Annotated in this window: 17 protein-coding genes; 7 read left to right on the forward strand and 10 right to left on the reverse strand. The window is 70.8% G+C overall.

Annotation, left to right across the window (positions count from 1 at the left end; genetic code table 11):
* The first annotated feature begins 118 nt into the window (after window positions 1–118).
* From EIL87_RS23645 to EIL87_RS27165, 6 genes are all read left to right on the forward strand, one after another.
* Window positions 119–631: a hypothetical protein gene (locus EIL87_RS23645; protein ID WP_233576531.1), complete on the forward strand. Its 513-nt coding sequence runs from the start codon at window positions 119–121 to the stop codon at window positions 629–631.
* 122 nt (window positions 632–753) lie between these two features.
* On the forward strand, window positions 754–1743 hold the full coding sequence (locus EIL87_RS23650; RefSeq protein ID WP_125092794.1) for an ABC transporter ATP-binding protein: 990 nt from the start codon (window positions 754–756) through the stop codon (window positions 1741–1743).
* Window positions 1743–2597 (forward strand): ABC transporter permease subunit, encoded by an 855-nt coding sequence (locus tag EIL87_RS23655; RefSeq protein WP_125092795.1) that lies wholly within the window; start codon window positions 1743–1745, stop codon window positions 2595–2597. Before EIL87_RS23650 ends, EIL87_RS23655 begins: the two co-directional genes overlap by 1 nt.
* A gap of 220 nt (window positions 2598–2817) precedes the next feature.
* Window positions 2818–6489: an ABC transporter ATP-binding protein gene (locus EIL87_RS23660; protein WP_325049506.1), complete on the forward strand. Its 3672-nt coding sequence runs from the start codon at window positions 2818–2820 to the stop codon at window positions 6487–6489.
* Window positions 6490–7078: 589 nt separating this feature from the next.
* Window positions 7079–10693 carry a multifunctional oxoglutarate decarboxylase/oxoglutarate dehydrogenase thiamine pyrophosphate-binding subunit/dihydrolipoyllysine-residue succinyltransferase subunit gene (locus tag EIL87_RS23665; protein ID WP_233576620.1) on the forward strand — a complete coding sequence of 1205 codons (3615 nt, stop codon included), beginning with the start codon at window positions 7079–7081 and terminating at the stop codon, window positions 10691–10693.
* Window positions 10694–10894: 201 nt separating this feature from the next.
* Window positions 10895–11071 (forward strand): DUF6104 family protein, encoded by a 177-nt coding sequence (locus EIL87_RS27165; RefSeq protein WP_199740585.1) that lies wholly within the window; start codon window positions 10895–10897, stop codon window positions 11069–11071.
* Between the two features lie 44 nt (window positions 11072–11115).
* Here the strand turns inward: EIL87_RS27165 and EIL87_RS23670 are convergent, their stop codons facing one another.
* The 6 genes from EIL87_RS23670 to hutH form a co-directional block, all read right to left on the reverse strand.
* Window positions 11116–11913, reverse strand: coding sequence for a zinc-binding dehydrogenase (locus EIL87_RS23670; protein ID WP_199740586.1), 798 nt, complete (start codon window positions 11911–11913; stop codon window positions 11116–11118).
* A 366-nt stretch (window positions 11914–12279) separates the two neighbouring features.
* Complete coding sequence (gene hutI, locus EIL87_RS23675) at window positions 12280–13440, reverse strand: imidazolonepropionase (protein ID WP_125092798.1); 1161 nt, start codon at window positions 13438–13440, stop codon at window positions 12280–12282.
* A gap of 14 nt (window positions 13441–13454) precedes the next feature.
* On the reverse strand, window positions 13455–14744 hold the full coding sequence (locus EIL87_RS23680; RefSeq protein WP_125092799.1) for a formimidoylglutamate deiminase: 1290 nt from the start codon (window positions 14742–14744) through the stop codon (window positions 13455–13457).
* A gap of 4 nt (window positions 14745–14748) precedes the next feature.
* Complete coding sequence (locus EIL87_RS23685; RefSeq protein WP_125092800.1) at window positions 14749–15933, reverse strand: allantoate amidohydrolase; 1185 nt, start codon at window positions 15931–15933, stop codon at window positions 14749–14751.
* A complete protein-coding gene (hutU, locus tag EIL87_RS23690) occupies window positions 15930–17576 on the reverse strand; it encodes a urocanate hydratase (RefSeq protein WP_125092801.1) in 1647 nt (548 codons plus the stop codon). The genes EIL87_RS23685 and hutU overlap by 4 nt, the downstream gene beginning before the upstream one ends.
* Entirely contained in the window at window positions 17573–19108 is a 1536-nt protein-coding gene (gene hutH, locus EIL87_RS23695) for a histidine ammonia-lyase (RefSeq protein WP_125092802.1), read from the reverse strand. Before hutH ends, hutU begins: the two co-directional genes overlap by 4 nt.
* Before the next feature lie 77 nt (window positions 19109–19185).
* Between hutH and EIL87_RS23700 the strand changes: the two genes are divergently transcribed.
* Complete coding sequence (locus EIL87_RS23700; RefSeq protein WP_125092803.1) at window positions 19186–19968, forward strand: IclR family transcriptional regulator; 783 nt, start codon at window positions 19186–19188, stop codon at window positions 19966–19968.
* Between the two features lie 33 nt (window positions 19969–20001).
* Here EIL87_RS23700 and EIL87_RS23705 read toward each other — a convergent pair whose 3' ends face one another.
* Genes EIL87_RS23705 through EIL87_RS23720 form a run of 4 tightly spaced genes read right to left on the reverse strand, consistent with a single transcriptional unit; the run spans window position 20002 to window position 23277 of the window.
* A complete protein-coding gene (locus EIL87_RS23705) occupies window positions 20002–20880 on the reverse strand; it encodes an ABC transporter substrate-binding protein (protein WP_125092804.1) in 879 nt (292 codons plus the stop codon).
* Window positions 20877–21560: an ABC transporter permease gene (locus tag EIL87_RS23710; protein ID WP_125093318.1), complete on the reverse strand. Its 684-nt coding sequence runs from the start codon at window positions 21558–21560 to the stop codon at window positions 20877–20879. Before EIL87_RS23710 ends, EIL87_RS23705 begins: the two co-directional genes overlap by 4 nt.
* Window positions 21557–22198 carry an ABC transporter permease gene (locus tag EIL87_RS23715; protein WP_125092805.1) on the reverse strand — a complete coding sequence of 214 codons (642 nt, stop codon included), beginning with the start codon at window positions 22196–22198 and terminating at the stop codon, window positions 21557–21559. The genes EIL87_RS23710 and EIL87_RS23715 overlap by 4 nt, the downstream gene beginning before the upstream one ends.
* The gene (locus EIL87_RS23720; RefSeq protein WP_199740587.1) at window positions 22195–23277 is read right to left on the reverse strand and encodes an ABC transporter ATP-binding protein; all 1083 of its coding nucleotides are present in this window, start codon (window positions 23275–23277) and stop codon (window positions 22195–22197) included. Before EIL87_RS23720 ends, EIL87_RS23715 begins: the two co-directional genes overlap by 4 nt.
* Window positions 23278–23351 lie beyond the last annotated feature (74 nt).

The raw sequence follows: 23351 nt of genomic DNA on the forward strand, positions 1-23351 counted from the left end.
CAGGCGTGAAGACACGATGCCGATGTCACCCATCGGAGTAATGGTGGGTGGACGATCACCTGCTGCTCTCCTCCGGAAACGCCACGCGGGAAAACGCGCCAACGGGTGGGAGAAAAACGTGACGGACACGGCACTGCGCAAGGCGGTTCTGGACCGCCTCGACACCCTGGACCGAGCGATGAGCGAAGGTTCCCCCGAAGTCCTGCTACCGATTGCCCGTTCCGAGCTCTACCGACTCACGGAAGCGCTCCGAGCGCTGTTAGACGACCACGAACCGGATCCCGCCGGGCACTGCACGTCCTGCCGCGGCACGCTGCGCGGCCGCCCTTGGCCCTGCAAGGTGTGGCAGGCCGCGCACCACCAGCTGATCACCGAGCGCTCCACCTCCGCGGTGCACCGCAGTTCGCTGCGCCGCCAGATCCGACCCCACCCGCGCGCTCCCGAACCGGAAGTCGCGGTGATCGCCGAACCGATCGTGGCCGCCACCGGCCCCGGACCGTCCGATTGGGACACCGACGAGTTCATCCGGCCCAACCTCACCACGGCGACCACGACGCCGCCCCGGTTGACCCAGCGGCTCGAGACCGACCACAACAAGATCTACCGCGCCGCGGTGGTCGAACGCGCCTGACCTGCTCCCTTCGCCCGCGTTCGGCACCTGCGGCCCGGGGAGGCCTTCCGACCCTCGTCCGTCCGGCAGGATGGAGGCGTCAGGGTGGGCACACCGACGGGTGACCGGACGCGGGAGGGCGAGTGCACGACGGCAGCGGTCGCATCCACGTGCAAGGGCTGAACAAGACGTTCGGTCCCGTGCACGCGGTGCAGGACCTCAGCTTCACGGTGCAGCCCGGTGCGGTCACCGGCTTCCTCGGCCCCAACGGCGCGGGCAAGACCACCGCGCTGCGCATGATCCTCGGTTTGGTCACGCCGACCTCGGGGACGGCGACCATCAACGGGGTGCCGTTCGCCGAGCTGCCGAACCCGGGTGGCGTGGTGGGCGCCGTGCTCGACGCCCACGGTTTCCACCCCAACCGCACGGCGCGCGACCACCTGCTCTGCTACGCCGCCGCGACGAACGTTCCCGACGGCCAGGTGGACCGGGCGCTGGAGCTCGTGGGGCTCGGCATGGCCGCGGACCGCAGGGTCGGCGGCTTCTCGCTGGGCATGCGGCAACGACTCGCCCTGGCCACCGCCCTGCTCGGCGACCCGCAGGTCGTGGTCCTCGACGAGCCCGCCAACGGGCTGGACCCGGAAGGCATCGCGTGGTTGCGGGGCTTCCTCCAGGCGTTCGCGGCTGGAGGCAGGACCGTGCTGATGTCCAGCCACTTCTTGCGGGAGATCGAGCACACCGTGGATCGGCTGGTGATCATCAGCCAGGGCCGGTGCGTCTACGACGGGCACATCGAGGAGCTCCGCGCCGCCGAGCAGTCCCGGGCACTCGTGCAGGCCGATTCTCCCGACGCGCTGGTCAGCAAGGTCCAGGAAGCCGGTTTCGGGGTCGAGCACCTCCCGGACGGGCGGTTGGCGGTGCTCGGAGCCGATTCCCGCACGGTCGCCGACCTGGCGCTGGAGGCCGGGGTCGCGCTCTACGGGATGCAGGACGAGCGGATCGACCTGGAGCAGTTGTTCTTCCGCCTCACCCACGGCCAGTTCACCGGGCTCACGCACTACGCTCCGCCCGCGTCGCAGGTGTGGGCGCGGCCAGGAGGCCCAGGACAGCCCGGCGATGGCGGGAGCGTGTGATGTTCGGGCTGATCAAAGCCGAGTACCGGAAGATCGTCACCACCAACCTGTGGTGGGCACTGCTGATCCCGGTGGTGGTCCTGGGCTTCGGGGCCGGCTGGTTGGGCACGGCGCTCGGCGGGATCATCGACATGGTCGAGGAGTTCAGCGCCTCGCTGCCGCTAGGCCTGCTGTCGGTGGCGCTGTCGACCAACTTCGGCACGATCTTCGCGCTGCTGTTCGGCGCCTTGGCGTTCGCCGGGGAGTTCCGCACCAAGACCATCACCACGACCTACCTCACGGCCACCCCGCGCAGTGCGGTGCTGTGGGCGAAGCTCATCACCTGCGCCGGCGTCGGGGTGCTCTACGGGCTGGCCAACGTGCTGGTCTCCAGTCTCGGCGCGCTGCTCGGCGCGGGCCACGACATGGGCAACTTCGGCAGCTTCGGCAGCTGGCTCGGAGTCGGGGCCGCGGGAGTGCTCTCGATGCTGCTGTGGACGCTGCTCGGAGTCGGTTTCGGGGCCTTGATCGCCAACTCGGTGCTGGTGATCATCCTGCCGCTGGTCTACAAGTTCGCGATCGAGTTCATCCTGTCGCTCAGCCTGATCGACTCGCCTCTCTCCGGCATCGAGCCCTACCTGCCGGGAGCGGCGGGCAACGGCATCGTGTCGAACCTGGCGGTGCCGCTGTTCGTCTCCGCGGTCGCCGGTCCCGACGAGCCGAACACCCCGCGCGCGGCGTTTGAGCTCCTGCACCTGTTCTTCGGCGGCAGCTACGGCCACCCGTGGTGGGGCAGCCTGCTGACGTTCCTGGCCTACACCGCCCTGTTCGTGGCGGGCGGCTGGTTCGTGGGCCGGCGGCGCGACGTGGTGTGAGGAAGGGAACCTCCCTGCCACACGCCTTGCACAGCAGGAAGGTTCCCCCGCTCACCCGTGGGTGCCGGTCACACCGCAGGATCGGCGGTGCTGCGGTGTCGGCGGTGCGGCCTAATCTGGCGTGGTGAGCGACTCCGAGAATCCCCGTCGATCGTCCGGCGGCTGGATCCGTCGCATCTTCGCCGCATGTCGGCGCCACCCGGTCGCGTTGGTGTTGGCGATGGGCGCCTCCGTGACCGCCGTGGGCTTGGAGGCGCTGGTCCCGCTGCTGACCAAGCTCGCGATCGACGACGCGGTCGCCCGCAGCACCGAGCGGCTGTGGTGGATCGTGGTCGTGCTGCTGGTGCTGGGGGTGTTCCGGTTCGCGGCCGCGTTCATCCGCCGCTACAGCGCCGGCCGCCTGGCGCTGGACGTGCAGCACGACCTGCGGCGGGCCGTGTTCGCCGCGATGCAACGCCTCGACGGCGGCAAGCAGGACGCGTTGCGCACCGGGCAGGTGGTGTCGCGGTCGATCAGCGACCTGCAGCTGGTGAACTCGCTGCTGTCGATGCTCCCGCTGGCGGCGGGCACCGCGGTGCTGGCGGTCTTCGCGATCGCGGCGATGGTGTGGCTCTCCCCGCTGCTCACCGTGGTGGCGCTGGTCGTCGCGCCGCTGATCGCCGTGGTCTCGGCGCGCAGCAAGAAGCGCCTGTTCCCGGCGACCTGGTCGGCTCAGCAGCGCGCGGCCGACATCGCCCAGCACGTCGAGGAGACCGTCACCGGGGTGCGGGTGGTCAAGGGCTTCGGACAGGAGGAGCGCGAGGTCGCCCAGCTGGAGACGCGCGCCCAGCGGCTGTTCGCCGAGAGGCTGCGCGCGGCGCGGATGACTTCGCTGCCCGCCGCGAGCCTGGCCACCCTGCCCGCGGCAGGGCAGGTCGGTGTGTTGGGCCTGGGCGGGTGGCTGGTGCTGCAGGACCAGGTGAGCTTGGGAACCTTCGTGGCATTCGCCGGCTACGTCGCGATGCTGTCCGGGCCTGCTCGGATGCTCTCCAGCGTGATGATCCAGGCGCAGCTGGCGCGCGCCGGGGTGGAGCGGATCCACGAGCTCACCGACTCGCAGCCCGAGGTGACCGAGAAGCCCGACGCCCAGCGCCTGCCCGACGGGCCGCTGGAGGTGCGGCTGGAGGGCGTGGGGTTCGGCTACACGCGCGACCAACCGGTGCTGCGGGACGCCACACTGCGGGTGCGACCGGGCGAGACGGTGGCGCTGGTGGGCCCGGCGGGTTCGGGCAAGTCCACGGTGTCGTTGCTGCTGCCCCGCTTCTACGACGTGCACTCGGGGCGCATCGCGATCGGGCCCGCGGGTTGGGAGGAGGCGCTCGACATCCGCGACCTGCGGCTGGACTCGCTGCGCAGCGCGGTCGGGGTCGTCTTCGAAGAAGCGTTCCTGTTCTCCGACACGATCCGGGGCAACATCGCCTACGGCCGTTCCGACGCCAGCGACGAGGACGTGGTCGCGGCGGCGAGGGGCGCGGAGGCGCACGAGTTCATCACCGGCCTGCCCGACGGTTACGACACCGAGGTCGGCGAACGCGGTCTGACGCTTTCCGGTGGTCAGCGGCAGCGCGTGGCGTTGGCGAGGGCGTTGCTGTCCCACCCCCGGGTGCTGATCCTCGACGACGCGACCTCGGCGGTGGACCCGGCGACGGAAGCGGCCATCCACGGCACGCTGCGCTCGGTGACCGCGCAGCGCACGACGTTGCTCATCGCCCACCGGCGTTCGACGCTGGCGCTGGCCGACCGGATCGCGGTGCTCGACGAGGGACGTGTCGTCGACATCGGCACCGAGGAGGAGCTGCGGGGGCGCTGTGCGCTGTTCCGGTCGCTGCTGGCCGGTCCGGGCGAGACGATCGACGACCGGCACGACACCCAGACGGACGCCTCCCCTGACGGCATCACGCCTGAGCTGTGGCCGCCGGAGGAACACACCGATGAGCCCACCGAGAGCACCGGTGCGGTGGTGGCCACGTCGGGTCGGCACGGGCTGAGCACCACGTCGGCTCCGCCAACACCGGAGCTCCTCGAGGGGATCCGCACGCTGCCTCCCGCCCGCGACCTCCCGCAAGTGGAGGGAACCGATCCCACCGCGCCGGACCCGGAGTTCCGGCTGTCACGACTGCTGCGGCCGATCCGCTGGGGGCTGCTGCTGACCGTCCTCCTCGTCGCCGGGGACGCGCTGACCTCGGTGCTGCTCCCGTCGCTGGTGCGCCACGGCATCGACAGCGGTGTCGGGACCGCGGACCTCAACACGTTGTGGCTGGCCACGGGCCTCGGTGCGGTCCTGGTGGCGGGCGGCTGGCTGGTGATCAAGCTGCAGACCGTGATCACCGCGCGCACCGGCGAGACCTTGCTCTACGTCCTGCGGATGCGCAGCTTCGCGCACCTGCAGCGGTTGGGCTTGGACTTCTACGAGCGCGAGCTGGCCGGGCGGATCATGACGCGGATGACCACCGACGTCGACGCGTTGTCGTCGTTCCTGCAGACGGGTCTGGCGACGTTCGTGGTCAGCGTGCTGACCTTGGTGGGCATCGCGGTCGCCTTGCTGCTCACCGACCTGTCGCTGGCGCTGGTGGTGATGGCGGTCCTGCCGGTCCTGGTGGTGGCCACGATCGTGTTCCGCAAGGTGTCCTCGACCGCTTACGCGGAGGCTCGGGAACGCGTCAGCACGGTCAACGCCGACCTGCAGGAGAACGTTTCGGGCATGCGGGTCGCGCAGGCCCACCGCCGCGAGGGGCACGCGGCGAAGGTGTTCGCCGAGCGCAGCGACGCCTACCGGCGTTCGCGGCTGCGCGCCCAGCGCTACATCGCCACCTACTTCCCGTTCGTGGCGCTGCTGTCGGAGATCGCGCAGGCCGCGGTGCTGGGAGTGGGTGCGGCGCGGGTCGCCGCCGGCGGGCTCACCCCGGGGGTGTTGGTCGCCTTCCTGCTGTACCTGGGGCTGTTCTTCTCCCCCGTGCAGCAGCTGTCGGGTGTCTTCGACGGCTACCAGCAGGCGAAGGTCGGCTTGCGTCGCATCGGCGACCTGCTGCGCACACCGACCTCGGTGCCGGCTGCCGACGCACCGGTGGCGGTGCCTGGACGGCTGCGCGGCGAGGTCGAGCTGCGGGACGTGTCCTTCCGCTACCCGGGCACCGAGCAGTACGCGCTGCGGGAGGTGAACCTGCGGGTGCGACCGGGCGAAACGGTGGCACTGGTGGGCGCCACCGGCGCGGGCAAGTCGACCTTGATCAAGCTGATCGCCCGCTTCTACGACGTCTCCGAGGGCGCGGTGCTGGTCGACGGGACCGACGTGCGCCACTACGACCTGGCGGCGTTCCACCAGCGCCTGGCCGTGGTGCCGCAGGAAGGGCACCTCTTCACCGGCGACGTCGCCGACAACATCACCTACGCCCGTCCGGATGCCGGACCGGCCGAGGTGGAGGCCGCCGCTCGCGCGGTGGGTGCGCTGCCAGGGATCGCGATGTTGCCGCACGGGTTCCGCCAGGAGGTCGGCGAGCGGGGCCGTGGCTTGTCGGCGGGTCAACGCCAGCTGGTGGCGCTGGCCAGGGCGCAGCTGGTCGACCCGGACGTGCTGCTGCTCGACGAGGCGACGGCCGCCTTGGACCCGGCGACGGAGTCGATGGTGGTGGCGGCCAGCGACCGGCTCGCGGCGCAGCGCACCACGTTCGTCGTGGCGCACCGGCTGGGCACCGCGGCTCGCGCGGACCGGATCGTGGTGGTCGACGGGGGACGCATCGTCGAGCAGGGCCGGCACGAAGACCTGCTGAGCCGGCACGGCCACTACGCCCGCTTGTGGCGGGCGGCGGACGCGCACGGGTCACCCGGGGAGGGGGCCACGAGCAACATCGCGTGAGGAAGGGCCCCTCCTTCCACGCCTCCTGCCCGGCGAGGCGGCTGACGCGCCCCAAGATCGGCCCAAGATCAAGTTCAGGTGTGAGGAAGGGAACTTTTTTGTCACGAGCACTCACCTCGGCCGCCCACGTGAACTCTGAGGCACCGGATGGACACGCTGAGCGACGAGTGGCCCGGCAAAACGGGCGCTGGGCGGGGCGGCTCGAGGGTGTTCTCGAAATGCGAGCCGATTCGGCTACCACGTGGGAACACAGCGTGTCCCTGAAACGCCATAATGAACGTGTACGACTACCCGTGTGGACTAGCGCGAAGCCGCGCTGATCAGCGAACGACCTGAGTCGAGGACGACCGATGATCGATCGACTGGCCCGAACGGGGGCACGTCCCCGCTGGCCGGGCGATCCTGATCGATTCTGTGAGAAGAGTCGATCCGCCGAACGGCCGTCCTGTGTGTCAACCTCGCGAATCGGGCGGCTAGCCTGGTACCCGAGTGTGTCTGTAAATCACGAGCATATGGATCGAGGCGAACGCCAGCCGTGTCCAGCAGCCCCGCGTCACAGTTCGGCCCCAACGAGTGGTTGATCGAGGAGATGTACGAGCAGTTCCTCCAAGATCCCACTTCCGTAGACTCGGCGTGGCACGAATTCTTCGCCGACTACAAGTCGGACCAGGCGCCAACCGAGAAGTCCGCAACCGCGGCTGCGGCCGGCCCTGCAGCGGCCCCGACCAAGACGACCACCGCGACGCGCTCCGGTGAGACCAACGGTCAGGCACCCGCTGCCGCGGCCAAGCCCGCCGCCAGCCAGAAGCCCTCGCCGCAGCAGGCCGCCAAGGCCGCGCCGGTGAAGCAGCCTCAGGCCGAGGGCGACGTGAAGACCCTGCGCGGGGCCGCGGCTGCGATCGCCAAGAACATGGATCAGTCGCTGACGGTCCCCACCGCGACGAGCGTGCGCGCGGTGCCGGCCAAGCTGCTGTTCGACAACCGCATCGTCATCAACAACCACCTCAAGCGGAACAAGGGCGGGAAGGTCTCCTTCACCCACCTCATCGGCTACGCGCTGATCAGGGCGGTCAGGGACTTCCCGAACATGAACCGCCACTACGGCGAGGACCAGAAGGGCAAGCCCGCCGCCGTCACGCCGGAGCACATCAACCTCGGCCTGGCCATCGACATGCCGGGCAAGGACGGTGCGCGCAACCTCGTGGTCGCCTCCATCAAGGGCTGCGAGGACATGTCGTTCTACCAGTTCTGGCAGGCCTACGAGGACATCATCCGCAAGGCCCGCAGCAACGCGCTGACCGCCGAGGACTTCGCCGGCACCACGATCTCGCTGACCAACCCGGGTCCGTCGGGCACGAACCACTCGGTGCCGCGGCTGACCAAGGGGCAGAGCGCGATCATCGGCGTCGGCGCGATGGACTACCCTGCGGAGTTCCAGGGCGCCAGCGAGAAGACGCTGGTCGACATGGGCATCAGCAAGATCGTCACGCTGACGTCCACCTACGACCACCGCGTCATCCAGGGCGCCGAGTCCGGCGACTTCCTGCGCCGCGTGCACCAGCTGCTGCTGGGCGAGGACGGCTTCTTCGACGACATCTTCGCCTCGCTGCGCATCCCCTACGAGCCGGTGCGCTGGACGCAGGACATTCCCGAGGGCGCGGTCGACAAGACCGCTCGGGTGCTCGAGCTGATCGACGCCTACCGCACGCGCGGCCACCTGATGGCCGACATCGACCCGCTGAACTACCGGCAGCGCCGGCACGAGGACCTCGACGTCCTGTCGCACAGCCTCACGCTGTGGGACCTGGACCGCGAGTTCGCCGTGGGCGGCTTCGCCGGTCGCGAGAAGATGAAGCTGCGCGACGTGCTGGGCGTGCTGCGCGACTCCTACTGCCGCACGGTCGGCGTGGAGTACATGCACATCCTGGAGCCCGACGAACGCGAGTGGCTGCAGGAACGGGTCGAGAAGCCGCACACCAAGCCCGACTCGACCGAGCAGAAGTACATCCTGTCGAAGCTCAACGCGGCTGAGGCCTTCGAGACGTTCCTGCAGACCAAGTACGTCGGGCAGAAGCGCTTCTCGCTGGAAGGCGCCGAAACCGTCGTGCCGCTGCTGGACGCGGTGCTGGACACCTCCTCGGCGCACGAGCTCGACGAGGTCGTCATCGGCATGCCGCACCGCGGCCGCCTGAACGTGCTGGCCAACATCGTCGGCAAGCCGATCTCGCAGATCTTCCGCGAGTTCGAGGGCAACCTCGACCCGGGCCAGGCCCACGGGTCCGGCGACGTGAAGTACCACCTGGGTGCTGAGGGCAAGTACTTCCGGATGTTCGGCGACGGCGAGACCAAGGTGTCGCTGACCTCGAACCCGTCGCACCTGGAGGCCGTGGACCCGGTGCTGGAAGGCATCGTCCGCGCCAAGCAGGACATCCTGGACAAGGGCCAGGAGGGTTTCACGGTCCTGCCGGTGCTGCTGCACGGTGACGCCGCGTTCGCCGGTCAGGGCGTGGTCGCCGAGACGCTGAACCTGTCGCTGCTGCGCGGTTACCGCACCGGCGGCACGGTCCACGTGATCGTCAACAACCAGGTCGGTTACACCACCGCGCCGGAGCACTCGCGCTCCAGCAAGTACTGCACCGACGTCGCGAAGATGATCGGCGCGCCGGTGTTCCACGTCAACGGTGATGACCCCGAGGCCTGCGTGTGGGTCGCCCGGCTGGCGGTCGAGTACCGGCAGGCGTTCGGCAAGGACGTCGTGATCGACATGGTCTGCTACCGCCGTCGTGGCCACAACGAGGGCGATGACCCGTCGATGACGCAGCCGAAGATGTACGACGCCATCGACAAGATGCGCAGCGTCCGCAAGGTCTACACCGAGTCGCTCATCGGCCGCGGTGACATCACCGTCGACGAGGCCGAGAAGGCGCTGAAGGACTACGCAGCCCAGTTGGAGCACGTGTTCAACGAGGTCCGCGAGCTGGAGAAGCACCCGCCGGCACCGAGCCCGTCGGTGGAGTCCGAGCAGCAGGTGCCGCGCGGCCTGTCCACGGCGATCTCGCCGGAGGCGCTGGAGCGCATCGCCGAGGCGCAGATCAACCTGCCGGAGGGCTTCTCGCCGCACCCGCGGGTCAAGCCGGTGCTGGAGCGCCGCGCCAAGATGGGCCGCGAGGGCGGCATCGACTGGGCCTTCGGTGAGCTGCTGGCGTTCGGCTCGCTGGTGATGGAGGGCCGCCAGGTCCGCCTGACCGGTCAGGACAGCCGTCGAGGCACGTTCGGCCAGCGCCACTCGGTGCTCATCGACCGCAAGAACGACTCCGAGTACACGCCGCTGCAGAACCTCTCTGACGAGCAGGGCAAGTTCCTGGTCTACGACTCGGCTCTGTCGGAGTTCGCGGCGCTGGGCTTCGAGTACGGCTACTCGGTGGGCAACCCCGACGCGCTGGTGCTGTGGGAAGCGCAGTTCGGTGACTTTTTCAACGGCGCCCAGTCGATCATCGACGAGTTCATCTCCTCCGGTGAGGCCAAGTGGGGTCAGCGCTCCGACGTGGTGATGCTGCTCCCGCACGGCCAGGAGGGCCAGGGTCCGGACCACAGCTCGGGTCGCATCGAGCGTTGGCTGCAGCTGTGCGCTGAGGGCTCGATGACGGTCGCCATGCCGTCGACCCCGGCGAACTACTTCCACCTGCTGCGGCGCCACGCGCTGGACGGCATCCACCGTCCACTCGTGGTGTTCACGCCGAAGTCGATGCTGCGCCTGAAGGCCGCGACCAGCCCGGTCGAGGACTTCACCGAGGGCAAGTTCACCTCCGTGATCGACGACCCGACCCAGCCGGACCCGTCGCAGGTGAAGAAGCTGGTGCTGTGCACGGGCAAGCTCTACTACGAGCTGGCGGCCCACCGCGACAAGAACGGCATCACCGACACCGCGGTCGCGCGGCTCGAGCAGCTGTACCCGCTGCCGCACCGCAAGCTGGGTGCCCTGTTCGACCGGTACCCGAACCTGGAGTCGGTGCGCTGGACGCAGGAGGAGCCGGCCAACCAGGGCGCGTGGCCGTTCCTGGGCTTGGCGCTGACCGAGAAGTTCCCGCAGCTGGTCGGCAAGCTCAAGCGGGTCTCGCGTCGTCCGATGGCCGCGCCGGCCACCGGTCTGGCCAAGGTCCACGAGGTCGAGCAGGCCGAGGTCGTGCAGAACGCCTTCGCCTGAGCTCCACCGTCGAAGCGGGCCGTCGGTTCCTCCGGGAGCCGGCGGCCCGCTTCTTTCGGCACCCGCGGTGGTGCCGGGGCGAGCATGGGAACCTTCCGCTCACTTCGACCGGGGCGCATCACCGGTCCTGGTAGGACGTTTCGTACCCTGCTGTTCCCGACCAACACCGCGTGAAGACAGACGGACCACTAGGAGGAAGCGGTGTACTTCACCGACCGCGGCATTGAGGAACTCGAAGAGCGTCGCGGTGACGACGAGGTCACCTTGGCGTGGGTCGCTGACCGGATGCGAGCCTTCGTGGACAACAACCCGGACTTCGAGGACGCGACCGAGCGCCTGGCGACCTTCCTCGCGCGCGACGACGCCGACGACGAGTGAGGTGACCCGGCCGCGCACCCCCAGAGGCGCGGCCGGGCGCGCGTTCAGGGGTGCAGCACGGCCCGCCCGACGATCTCGCGCTGTTCGACCGCGAGGTGCGCGTCGGCGGCTCGTGCGAGCGGGAAGCTGGGCCCGATCGTCGGGGCGAGCTGCCCGGCGGCGGCTTCCCCCAGCACCTTCACCAGGACCTCTTTCCGCTCCTGACGTGAGGGCCGCGGAACTTCCAGGAGCCCGGTGGTGGTCACCTGCCGCCGCCGGGCCTCGTCGGGGTCGATCTCGGCGAAGTCCTCATCGGATGCGCCGTAAGTGATGATGCGCGCGCCGTCGCGGGCCGCGCCGAACGCGGCTCGTCCGTACCGGCCGCCCGCTCCGTCGAAGATGACGTCAACACCACCGGTCAGCTCGAGCACGCCGCCGACCCAGTCCGGTGCGCTGTAGTCGACCGGCATCGCACCGAGCTCGCGCACCCGCTCGAGCTTCCGCAGACCTCGCGCAGCGCCGACGACCTGCGCCCCCGCGGCTGTGACCAGCTGGACGACGAGGGTCGCGGCTCCTCCCGCCGCGGCGGTGACCAGGACTCGCTGACCCGGTCGCACGTCGGCGTGGTCGACCAGCTGCACGGCAGTGGTGGCATCGTGCAGCAACACCACGGCGGCCTGCTCGCCCACCCCGTCCGGGATCGCCACGAGTTCGCTTTCCGCGGCGAGCACCAGCTCGGCGTAGGTGCCGCCGTTCTCCGTGCTGGTGACGACCCGCGTGCCCAGCCACGCGGGGTCGACGCCCTCCCCCACGCCGACGACGTCACCGGACACGCCGTCGCCGGGGACGTAGGGCGGTTCCACGTCGAAGTGCTCGAGCCCCCAACCGCTGCGGAGCTCGTGTCGAGGAACAGCACATCGACGGCGACCATCCGCACGAGCACCTGCCCCGATCCCGGGACGGGGTCGGGCACGTCGACCACCTCGAGGACCTCCGGACCACCGAACTCCGCCACCTGCACCGCACGCATCCTGATCACTCCACTCCCGATCGGTTCCCGCTCACCCTCCGACTTCGAGTTAAGTGAAGGTCAAGGACGCGCTGCGGCATCGAGTGGCCAGGTCGAGCTGCATCAACAGGGCTGGGTGCCCTGGGTGTTGGCGGCCGCGGTGTGACAGGAAGGTTCCCATGCGCACGTCCGGAGGCGGCAGCTGAGAGCCGCACCGCGGTCAGCGAATGCGGTTCCCCTCACGCCACACGGCTCGAGTCAGGGGAACTCCTGGGCGGTACGCCAACCAGGTCGTGCTCGGTGCGTCGAGGAGCTGGACGTCGGCGCGGGCTCCGGGGCGGAGGACGCCGACCGCGCCGTCGCCGGTCTCCCGCCGCAGAGCCCGCGCACCACCCCAGGTGGCCGCGTGCACGGCTTCGGAGACGCTCATGCGCATCTGCAGGACCGCGGTGGTCACGCAGTACGCCATCGACGAGGTGTAGGACGACCCCGGGTTGCAGTTGGTGGCCAACGCGACCGTGGCCCCGGCTTCGAGCAGTGCTCGCGCGTCCGGCAACGGCTGGCGCGTGGACAGGTCGCACGCCGGGAGCAAGGTCGCGACCGTGTCAGAGCCGGCGAGCGCCTCGACGTCGGAGGCGTCCAGGTAGGTGCCGTGGTCGACGCTGGCCGCTCCCACCTCGACCGCCAACCGCGCACCGGGACCGGGCCCGAGCTGGTTGCCGTGGACGCGCAACCCCAGGCCGTGCTGGCGGGCCGCCGCCAGCACGCGGCGCGACTGGTCGGCGTCGAAGGCGCCTCGCTCGCAGAACACGTCGCACCACCCGACGTGGTCGGCGACGGCGTCCAGCATGTCCCCGCACACGAGGTCGACGTAGTCGTCGACGTCGGTGCCGGGCGGGACCAGGTGAGCGCCGAGGAAGGTGACGTCGTCGGCGACGGAGGCAGCGATCTTCGCCGAGCGCAGCTCGTCCTCGACGGTCAACCCGTAACCGGTCTTGGTCTCCACGCACGTCGTGCCCTGGGCTGCGGCCTCCTCGACGTGGCGGCGCAGGTTGTCGGCCAGTTCTGCATCGCCGGCCTGCCTGGTGGCCTCGACGGTCACCGCGATGCCGCCCGCCTGGTAGGGCAAGCCGGACATGCGGGCCGCGAACTCGGCGGTGCGATCACCAGCGAAGACCAGGTGGGTGTGGCTGTCCACCCAGCCGGGCAGCACAGCGCGTCCCTCCGCGTCGACCCGCTCGTCCGCATCCGGCGCGGACGAAGCCGAGCCGACCCAGGCGATCCGGTCGCGCTCGATGACCAGGGCGGCGTCAGCGAGCGTGCCGTACTCGTCGTCGTTGGTCGTGAGCTCACCGATCCCGGTGATCACAGTGGCTGTCATCGTTGCCCATTCCCTCACGTTCGCAGTGCTGCGATGGATGCGCGCAGTTCACGAGCGGTGTCGATGGCCGTGTGGGCGCCGTCGGCGACGACGTCCCGGCCGTCGATGATCACGTCGCGGACGTCTTCGGCACGAGCCACGGCAGGCACCGCCTCCGGTGCGACACCGGCCAGGCGCGGCGTGTCGAGGTCGAGCGCGACGAAGTCCGCGCGGGCGCCCACGTCGAGCCGCCCCGCGTCGGGGTGACCGAGGGCGCTGTGCGCGGTGGCCATCGCGAGCAGCTCGCCGGGCGCGTGGTGGCCCCGGGTTTCCGACGCCAACCGCTGGTAGGACTCCACGGCCTGCGCCTCGGCGAGCAGGTCGATGACCGAGTGGCCGTCACTGCCCAGTGACAGCGGGCTTCCCGCCACCGCGAGCGCACCGGCGGGACCGATCCCGTCGGCCAGGTCCGCTTCTGTCGTCGGGCACAAGCACACGCCGGTGCCGCTTCCGCCGAGCAAGGCCACATCGCGGGCCGCGAGGTGGGTGGCGTGCACGGCGGTCACGTTCTCCCCGAGCGCACCGCGCTCGGCCAGCAGCTGCACCGGTGTCCGGCCGTGGGCAGCCAGGCAGGCCTCGTTCTCCGCGCGCTGCTCGGAAACGTGGACGTGCAGGGGAACCTTCCTGTCACGCGACCAGCCGGCGACTTCGCCGATCGCGTCGGCCGGTACCGCGCGGACCGAGTGCACGGCGCCTCCCAGCACCACGTCGTCCGCGGTGAAGGACTCCACGCGGTCAGCCCACCCGGCCGCGTCGCCGTCGGAGAACCGCCGTTGGACCTCGTCGAGCTCGTGGCCGAAACCGCCTGCGAGGTAGCAGGTGTCCAGCAGCGTCAACCTGATCCCGGCGTCGTGGGCGGCTTGGGCGAGCGCGTGGTTCATCGCGTTCGGGTCGCGGTAACGGACACCGCCGGGCGCGTGGTGCAGGTAGTGGAACTCACCCACCCCGGTGATCCCCGCCTGCACCATCTCCGCGTACACACCGCGGGCGAGCAGGTAGTAGGTGTCCGGGTCGAGCTGCGCCGCGACCCGGTACATCCGCTCCCGCCAGGTCCAGAACGTGCCGCGCCTGGTGTCACCGCGCAGCGCTCGGTGGAAGGCGTGGGAGTGCGCGTTGGCCAGGCCCGGCACGACGAGGCCGGGCAACCGGCGGGCACCCCCGGGTGCGTCGCCCTGCCGCACTGAGGTGATCCGTCCGTCCTGGACCCCGAACAGCACGTCGCGGCTGGGTCCGTCGGGCAGCCACGCCCATTCGCACCAGTACATCCGCTCACCCCGCCAGGTCTGCCAGGACGCGGGCCAGTGCGTGGGAACCTTCCTCGCAGTCCCCGGCGGTCGCGTGCTCCTCCGGCGCGTGGCTGATGCCGGTCGGGTTGCGCACGAACAACATCGCCGTGGGCTTCTCCGCTGCGAGGATGCCCGCGTCGTGACCGGCGCCGGTGGGCAGCGCCGGCACGTCGTCGAGGACTCCGCGCAACCGGTCCCGCAGCGCGGGGTCGAAGTGGACGGTGTCGCCGAACGACTCCTCGACCACCTCCACCCGGCACCCCTCCTGGGCTGCGAATTCCCGTGCCTGCCCGGTCAACTCCTGCACCATGTCCCGGGCACCGCGGGGAGCGCGGGCGTCCAGGTGGACGTCCACGGCGGAGGCGATGACGTTGGTACCGCCCGGGTTGGTCACGAGCCTGCCGACCGTGGCGCGGCCGTCGGGCGTGCCGGCAGCCGTGCGGCGTGCTGCGAGGACGAGTTGCGCGGCGGGAACCATCGGGTCGTTGCGGTCGTCGATGGGCGTGGCTCCCGCGTGGTTGCCCTGGCCGTGGAAGCGGAACCGCCACCTGCCGTGCCCGAGGATCGAGTCGGCCACGGCGACCGGGTGTCCCCAGTCGACCAGTCCCTTGCCCTGTTCCACGTGCAGTTCGACGACGGTGTCGATGCGGTCGAGGGCGGTGTCGTCGCGACCGATGCGCGCCGGGTCTGCGCCGAAGGCGCGAAGCGCTTCGGCGAGGGTGCGGCCGTCGGGGTCGCGCAGGTTGCGGGCGTGGTCCGCGTTGATGGTTCCCGTCATCAGCCGGGAACCCAGGCAGGGCACGCCGAAGCGACCGCCCTCCTCTTCGGCGAACACCACCACGGCCAGCGGCGTGCGCGGCCGGAACCCGCGCTCGCGCAGGAGGTCCACCGCTTCCAGCGCGCTGACCACGCCCAGGGGACCGTCGAAGGCACCGCCGCCGGGGACCGAGTCGAGGTGGCTGCCGGTCACGACGGCGCCGGGCCCGGGCGGGCCCCACCAGGCCCATATGTTGGTGTTGACATCGGTTTCCACCGACAACCCGCGCTTCTCGGCCTGCTCGACGAACCACTCGCGCAGCTGCTGTTCGGCGTCGTCGAACAGGTGCCGCGAGTAGCCGCCGCGTCGCCGGTCCGCGCCGATGCCGGCGATCGCGTCGAGGCCGCTCATCGGCTCACCAGCGGGGTGCGCACGCCGCGCTGCGCGGCGACCTCCTCGGCGCGCTCGTACCCGGCGTCGACGTGCCGGATGACGCCCATGCCGGGGTCGTTGGTGAGCACGCGTTCGAGTTTCTGCGCGGCGAGCGCGGTGCCGTCGGCGACCGTGACCTGACCGGCGTGCAGGGACCGGCCCATGCCCACGCCGCCACCGTGGTGCAGCGACACCCAGGTCGCGCCGGAGGCGGTGTTGACCAGGGCGTTGAGCAGCGGCCAGTCGGCGACGGCGTCGGAGGAATCGGCCATCGCCTCGGTCTCCCGGTAGGGCGAGGCGACCGAGCCGCAGTCGAGGTGGTCGCGGCCGAGGACGACCGGGGCGCTGAGCTCACCCGAGGCGACCATCTCGTTGAACCGCAGTCCGGCGGCGGCGCGCTCGCCGTAACCGAGCCAGCAGATCCGGGCCGGAAGGCCGTGGAAGGGAACCTTCCTGCCGGCCAGCCGCAGCCAGCGCGCGAGGTGCTCGTCGTCGCCGAAGAGCTCCAGCACCGCTTGGTCGGTCTTGGCGATGTCGGCGGGGTCGCCGGAGAGCGCTGCCCACCTGAAGGGGCCTTTCCCCTCGCAGAACAGCGGCCGGATGTAGGCGGGGACGAAACCCGGGTAGGCGAAGGCGCGCTCGTAGCCGGCGAGCTGGGCTTCCCCGCGCAGCGAGTTGCCGTAGTCGAAGACCTCGGCGCCGGCGTCGAGGAATCCGACCATCGCCTCGACGTGGCGTGCCATGGATTCCCGCGCGCGGGTGGTGAACTCGTCGGGTTTGCGGGCGGCGTAGTCGGCCCAGTCCTCGAGGTCCACACCCAGCGGGAGGTACGAGAGGGGGTCGTGGGCGGAGGTCTGGTCGGTGACGATGTCGGCGGGCACCCCGCGCCGCAGCATTTCGGGCAGCAGCTGTGCGGCGTTGCCGATGACGGCCACGGAGTAGGCGCGGCGGTCCGCCTTCGCGGCGAGGGCCTTGTCGAGGGCGTCGTCGAGGGAGTCGGCGACGTCGTCGAGGTAGCCCTGGCGGGCGCGGCGGTGGGCGCGTTCCGGGTCGCACTCGACGACCAGCGCGACGCCTTCGTTCATGGTGATCGCCAGCGGTTGGGCGCCGCCCATGCCGCCGAGTCCGGCGGTGATGGTCAGCGTTCCGGCGAGCGTTCCGCCGAAGCGCTTGGCGGCGATGGCACCGAAGGTCTCGTAGGTGCCTTGGAGGATCCCTTGGGTGCCGATGTAGATCCAGGACCCGGCGGTCATCTGCCCGTACATCATCAGGCCGAGCTCGTCGAGGCGCCGGAACTCCGTCCAGTTCGCCCAGTCGCCGACGAGGTTGGAGTTGGCGATGAGCACCCGTGGTGCCCATTCGTGGGTGCGCAGCACGCCGACGGGTTTGCCCGACTGCACCAGCAGCGTCTCGTCGTCGCCGAGGGTGGCCAGTTCGCGCACGATCGCGTGGTAGCAGGCCCAGTTGCGCGCGGCTTTGCCGGTTCCTCCGTAGACGACGAGGTCTTGCGGGCGTTCGGCGACATCGGGGTCGAGGTTGTTCTGCAGCATGCGCAGCGGCGCCTCGGTGCTCCAGCTGCGGGCGGTCGGCGTCGTGCCTCGTGGGGCGCGCACGTCGGTCATCGGTCCCTCCCTGTTTCGGCGGCGGTGAGGACTTCGCCGGTGCGGATGAGGTGTTCTGCTGTGGCGATCTCGGGGGCGACGTGCCGGTCCGGGCCAGGGCCGGGCACGTGCCGGCGCAGCAGGTCGCGGGCGGCTCCGGTGGCGGGCCCGGGGTCCAGGGGCGCGCGCAGGTCGAGGGCGCGGGCGGCGGTGAGCAGTTCGACGGCCAGCACGGTGGTGAGCCCGTCGACCGCGCGGCGCAGCTTGCGGGCGGCGGCCCAGCCCATGGACACGTGGTCTTCCTGCATGGCGCTGGTGGGGATGGTGTCCACCGAGGCCGGCACGGCGAGGCGTTTGAGCTCAGCGGTGATCCCGGCCTGGGTGTAGTGGGCGATCATGTGCCCGGAGTCGACTCCGGGGTCGTCGGCGAGGAAGGCCGGCAGGCCGTGCGACCGGGCGACGTCGAGCATCCGGTCGGTGCGGCGCTCGCACATGCCGGCCATGTCGGCCAGCGCGATGGCCAGGAAGTCCAGGACGTACCCGAGCGGGGCGCCGTGGAAGTTGCCGTTGGACTCGATGCGCCCGTCGGGCAGCACCACGGGGTTGTCGATGGCCGCCGCGAGTTCCCGGTCGGCGACGTTCTCGGCGTGGCCGACGGTGTCGCGGGCGGCGCCGTGGACCTGGGGTGCGCAGCGCAGCGAGTAGGCGTCCTGCACTCGCGGGCAGTCGGGTCCGCGGTGGCTGGCGACGATCGGGGAGCCTGCGAGGAAGGAGGCCATCCTCGCGGCTGAGACGGCTTGCCCCGGGTGCGGGCGGAGCGCTTGCAGGTCGGCGGCGAAGGTGCGGTCGGTGCCCAGCAGGGCCTCGACGCTCATGGCGGCGGTGAGGTCGGCGACGTCGATCAGCTGGTGGATGTCGTGCAGCGCCAGCACCAGCATGCCGAGCATGCCGTCGGTGCCGTTGGTGAGGGCGAGGCCTTCCTTCTCCGCCAGCACGACCGGTTCGACACCGGCGTCGGCGAGCGCCTCGACTGCGGGGCGTCGCTGCCCGGCGGCGTCGAGGACCTCCCCTTCGCCGGTGAGCGCCAGGGCAACGGTCGCCAGCGGTGCGAGGTCGCCGGAGCAGCCGAGGGAGCCGTGCTCGTGCACGAGGGGAACGATCCCCGCGTTGAGCATCCCCACCAGGGCGTGGGCGGTTTCGGGTCGCACGCCGGTGCGACCGGTGGCGATGGTGTGCAGGCGCAGCAGCATCTGCGCGCGCACGACTTCGGGTTCGACGTGGTCACCGGCGCCTGCCGCGTGGGACCGGACGAAGGACTGCTGCAGCGCGGCCCTGCGGTCGCGGGGGATGTGGCGCACGGCCAGGGCGCCGAACCCGGTGGACACCCCGTAGACGGGTCGTTCCTCAGCGGCCAGCGCGTCGATGTGCTCGCGGGTCTTGGCGATGCCTTCTTCGGCGAGCTCGCTGAGCCGCACGGCACTTCCCCCGCGCGCGACCGCCACGACGTCCGCTCGCGACGGCGGCTGCGGACCGATGAACAACTCGTTGTGCATGTCCCCATCCCAGCTCGCCGAGGCTCCTGGCAGAAGACCTGGTGGAGGGACTCTGTCTGAGATGCCAGACTTCAGGCGTGGGTGAGAGCAGCGATGTGCCCGCGCTGCGGCGCGGGCTGGCGATCTTGCGGGCGCTGGCCGGGAGAGCGGGGCCGGTGTCGGCAGGTGTGCTGGCCCGCGAGCTCGACCTGCCGAGGTCGACGACGTACCACTTGCTGGCGGAGCTGGTGGCGGGCGGGTTCGTGGTGCACCTGCCGGAGGAGCGCCGCTACGGGCTGGGGGTGGCGGCGTTCGAGCTCGGTTCGGCGTACCTGCGCCACGACCCCCTCGAGCGCTTGGCGGGACCGGTCCTGCGGCGGCTGGTGGACCGGGTGGGGCGCACTGCGCAGCTCGGCGTGCTGCACGGCGGGGAGCTGCTCTACCTGGTCAAGGAGCGCCCTTCACAACCGCAGACGCTGGTCACCGATGTCGGGGTGCGGCTGCCCGCGCAACTGCCGGCGTCGGGCAGGGCGATGCTGGCGCACCTGCCGGCGGCGCAGGTGCGTGCGATGTTCCCTTCCACCGAGCACTTCGTGCTGCGCACGGACAGGGGGCCGCGGAACCTGCCGGAGCTGCGCCGGCTGCTGGCGGAGGAACGCCGCCGCGGCTGGGCGGTGGAGGACGGCCTCGTGACGGCCGGGTTCGCCTCGGTGGCGTGCCCGGTGTTCGACCACACGGCGAGGCCGATCGCCGCGGTCGCGGTCACCTTCCGCCACTCGTGCGAGGCGCCCGCCTGCGGTGGGACGTGGCCGGAGCTCGCCGAGGACGTCGCGCACGCGGCCGCGGCGCTCACCGCCCGGATCAGGGGCCGCACCGCTTGACCGGCCGCCGCCGAGGCGGCCGGTCGAGCGTGGTCAGAGACCGGCGGTGGCGACGAACTCCTTGGCGAGGTCGGCGGGGTTGGCCTTGTCGACCTCGAGCCGCTTGTTGAGCTCGGTCAGCTTCTCGGTGGTCAGCGCACGGCTGACCTTGTTGAGCGCCTCGACCTGCGGCGGTGTCAGCTTGCCCTTGCCGACGAGCGGCACCACGTTCTGGGCCGGGAACATGTTCTTCGGGTCGTCGAGCTCCACCAGGTCGTTGGCCTCGATCTGCGACGAGGTGGTGAACAGGTTCGCGGCCTGGACCTCGCCGGAGAGCAGGGCGTTGACGGTGATGGTGCCGGCTTCGACGCTGCGGATCTCCTTGAACGTGCAGCCGTAGTCCTGTGCGATCTTGGCTTCCCACCGGTCCTTCCACTCCGCCGGGGCGCCGAGGACCATGTCGCCGCAGCGCGGTCCCAGGTCGGCCATGGAGCGCAGTCCGGTGTCGGCGGTGGCCCTGGTGACGGCGAGGACGTCGGAGTCTTCGGCGGGGGACTGCTCGAGCAGTTCCACCTCAGGACCGACCTTGCTGCTGAGCTGGTCGTAGACCTGCTGCGACTCGGTGGCGGTCGAGGCCGGGTCGAGGAACTCCAGCAGGTTGCCGGTGTACTCGGGGACCAGCGTGAGCTCACCGCCGCGGACGGCGTTGACGTAGAACTCGCGGGCACCGATGCGGGGGCGGGTCTGCACGTCGGAGCCGGTGGTCTTGAGCGCTTCGGCGTAGACGTGCATCAGCAGCTCGCTCTCGGCGAAGTCCGCTGAGCCGATGACGACCTGCCCCTCCTTCGCCTTGTTGGCTTCCAGCGGGTCCTGCGTGCCGCATCCGGTCAGCACCACTGCCGCGGCGGCGGCCAGGGCCAGCAGTCGTTTCATCGATCACTACCTCCTCGTCGGGCGGCCAGGAGCAGACCGCGTGGCACCACGAGCCGGGTGAGCCCGGCCAACGCCAGGTCGAGCAGCACGGCCAGGACCGCGATGGCGATCGCGGCGGAGGCCATCTGCGCGTAGTCGCTGATCTTCAACCCGTCCAGCAGGATGCGTCCGAGCCCGCCGAGTCCGACGTAGGCCGCGACGGCGGCGGTGGCCACGACCTGCAGCATCGCGCTGCGGACACCGCCGAGGACCAGCGGCAGCGCGGTGGGCAGCTCGACCTGCCACAGCACCTGCGCGGGTCGCATGCCCATCCCCTTCGCGGCGTCGACGGCGTCGCCGGGTGCGTTGCGCACGCCCGCGTAGGCACCGGAGAGGATCGCCGGGATCGCCAGGACGACCAGGCCCGCGAGCGCCGGGGTGACGCCGAGGCCGAACCCGAGCACGAGCAGCGTGACCACGCCGAGCGTGGGCAGGGCCCGCACCGCGTTGCTGATCCCGACCACCAGCACCGCTCCGCGCCCGGTGTGTCCGATGTAGACGCCGAGGGGGATGGCGATCAGGGCTGCGACGAGCACGGAGAGCACGCAGTAGTAGAGGTGCAGCAGCGTCTGCGCGGGGATCCCGTCCGGGCCGCTCCAGTGCGCGGGATCGCTCAGCCACGTGATGAGTTCGCCGATCATCGCCGCGCCCACGGGGTTGCGAGCCGCCACAGCAGCACCAGCAGGAGGTCGACCGCCAGCGCCAGCAGCAGGGTCAGCACGATGCCGATGAGGATCTGCTCGGGGTAGTCGCGCTGGAAACCGTCGGTGAAAAGCCTTCCCAGCCCCCCGATCCCGACCAGCGCGCCGACGCTGACGAGGCTGATGTTGCTCACCGACGCCACGCGCACGGCCGCTGCCAGCACCGGCACCGCCAGGGGGAGTTCCACGGCGACCAGTCGCCGGCCCGGCCGGTAGCCCATGGCGGTGGCGGCGGCGACGATGTGCCCGGGGACCGAGTCCAGGGCTTCCCGCACCGGTCGCACGAGCAGCGCCGCCGTGTAGAGCGTCAGGGCGATGATGACGTTCAGCGGCGACAGCAGCGGGGTTCCCATCAGGCCGGGGAGGAGCACGAACAGCGCCAGGGAAGGGATGGTGTAGAAGACGTTCGCGACGTTCTGCAGCGCTTCGCGCAGCCACCCGACGCGTTGCGCGAGCCGCCCCAGCGGCAGGGCGAGCAGCACGCCGAACAGCAGCGGCAGCAACGACAGGTAGAGGTGCTCACCGAGCTGGGTGACCACCAGTTCCCGGTTGCTGGGCGAACCGAAGAAGTCGATCATGTCGCTGCCCGGTGCCCGTCCAGCAGTGACAGCACTTCGTCGGCCGTGACGACGCCGACCGCGGCCCCGGCGGCGTTGACGACGACACCGAGTCCGGAGGGTGCCGACAGCGCGGCGTCCAGAGCGCCGCGGAGGCTCCCGTGCTCCGCGTGCAGCGACCCTCCGGCCACGAGCTCGTCCTCGCGGAGCGGCCCGGCCGAGCCGGCGCCCGGGGGCAGCCAGCCGCGTGGCCGGTCCCCTTCATCCACCGCCAGCCGCCAGCGGTCGTCGGAAGGGATCCTTCCTCCCAACCGCACTGTCGGGACCGGGCTGGGACGCAGGTTCGCGGCGTCCACGAAGGACAGCCGACGGTAGCCGCGGTCGCGGCCGACGAAGGAGGTCACGAAGTCGTCGGAAGGTGAGGCCAGCAGGTCGTCGGGCCGTGCGTACTGCGCGAGGTGTCCGCCTTGGCGCAGCACCGCGACCTTCTCGCCGACCTTGACGGCCTCGTCGATGTCGTGGGTGACGAACAGGACGGTCTTCCCGAGTTCGTCCTGCAGCCGCAGCAGTTCGTCCTGCAGCCCTTCGCGGACGACGGGGTCGACGGCGCTGAAGGGTTCGTCCATCAGCAGCACCGGCGGGTCGGCGGCAAGCGCTCGCGCGACACCGACGCGTTGCTGCTGGCCCCCGGACAGCTGTGCCGGGTACCGCGTGCCGAGTTCGGCCGGCAGGCCGACGAGGTCGAGGAGCTCACCGGCGCGGTGGCGGGCGGCGCGGCGGGTTCCCCCCGCGAGCAGCGGGACGGTGGCGATGTTGTCGAGCACGGTCCGGTGCGGGAACAGGCCCGCCTGCTGGATGACGTAGCCGATCCCTCGGCGCAGCTGCGCGGGGTCCCGGTCGCGGACGTCGGTGCCGTTGACGGAGACGGTGCCCGAGGAGGGCTCGATCATGCGGTTGACCATCCGCATCAAGGTGGTCTTCCCGCACCCGGAGGGCCCCACCAGCACCGTGATGGTCCCCGTTTCCACGGACAAGCTCAGCTCCTCGACGGCGACAGTGCCGTTCGGGTACTGCTTTCGGACGGACTGGAACTCGATCAAGCGAGCCCCCTCTCGCGCGGGTCCCCCAAACCCGGCCGACCCTAGCCGGGCGGTCCACTTCCCGCGATCCACTG

This window comes from Saccharopolyspora rhizosphaerae (genome assembly GCF_003931915.1).
Taxonomy (GTDB): Bacteria; Actinomycetota; Actinomycetes; order Mycobacteriales; family Pseudonocardiaceae; genus Saccharopolyspora; species Saccharopolyspora rhizosphaerae.

Excerpts from the sequence above, each read along its gene's own strand:
- EIL87_RS23685 (WP_125092800.1), bottom strand. The coding sequence starts at position 15,933 with ATGAGCGGCCTCGACGCGATCGCCGGCATCGGCGCGGACCGGCGACGC.
- EIL87_RS23665 (WP_233576620.1), top strand. The coding sequence starts at position 7,079 with ATGTACGAGCAGTTCCTCCAAGATCCCACTTCCGTAGACTCGGCGTGG.
- hutH (WP_125092802.1), bottom strand. The coding sequence starts at position 19,108 with ATGCACAACGAGTTGTTCATCGGTCCGCAGCCGCCGTCGCGAGCGGAC.
- EIL87_RS23680 (WP_125092799.1), bottom strand. The coding sequence starts at position 14,744 with ATGTACTGGTGCGAATGGGCGTGGCTGCCCGACGGACCCAGCCGCGAC.
- EIL87_RS23715 (WP_125092805.1), bottom strand. The coding sequence starts at position 22,198 with ATGATCGACTTCTTCGGTTCGCCCAGCAACCGGGAACTGGTGGTCACC.
- EIL87_RS23660 (WP_325049506.1), top strand. The coding sequence starts at position 2,818 with ATGGGCGCCTCCGTGACCGCCGTGGGCTTGGAGGCGCTGGTCCCGCTG.
- hutU (WP_125092801.1), bottom strand. The coding sequence starts at position 17,576 with ATGACCGACGTGCGCGCCCCACGAGGCACGACGCCGACCGCCCGCAGC.
- hutI (WP_125092798.1), bottom strand. The coding sequence starts at position 13,440 with ATGACAGCCACTGTGATCACCGGGATCGGTGAGCTCACGACCAACGAC.
- EIL87_RS23655 (WP_125092795.1), top strand. The coding sequence starts at position 1,743 with ATGTTCGGGCTGATCAAAGCCGAGTACCGGAAGATCGTCACCACCAAC.
- EIL87_RS23705 (WP_125092804.1), bottom strand. The coding sequence starts at position 20,880 with ATGAAACGACTGCTGGCCCTGGCCGCCGCCGCGGCAGTGGTGCTGACC.
- EIL87_RS23710 (WP_125093318.1), bottom strand. The coding sequence starts at position 21,560 with ATGATCGGCGAACTCATCACGTGGCTGAGCGATCCCGCGCACTGGAGC.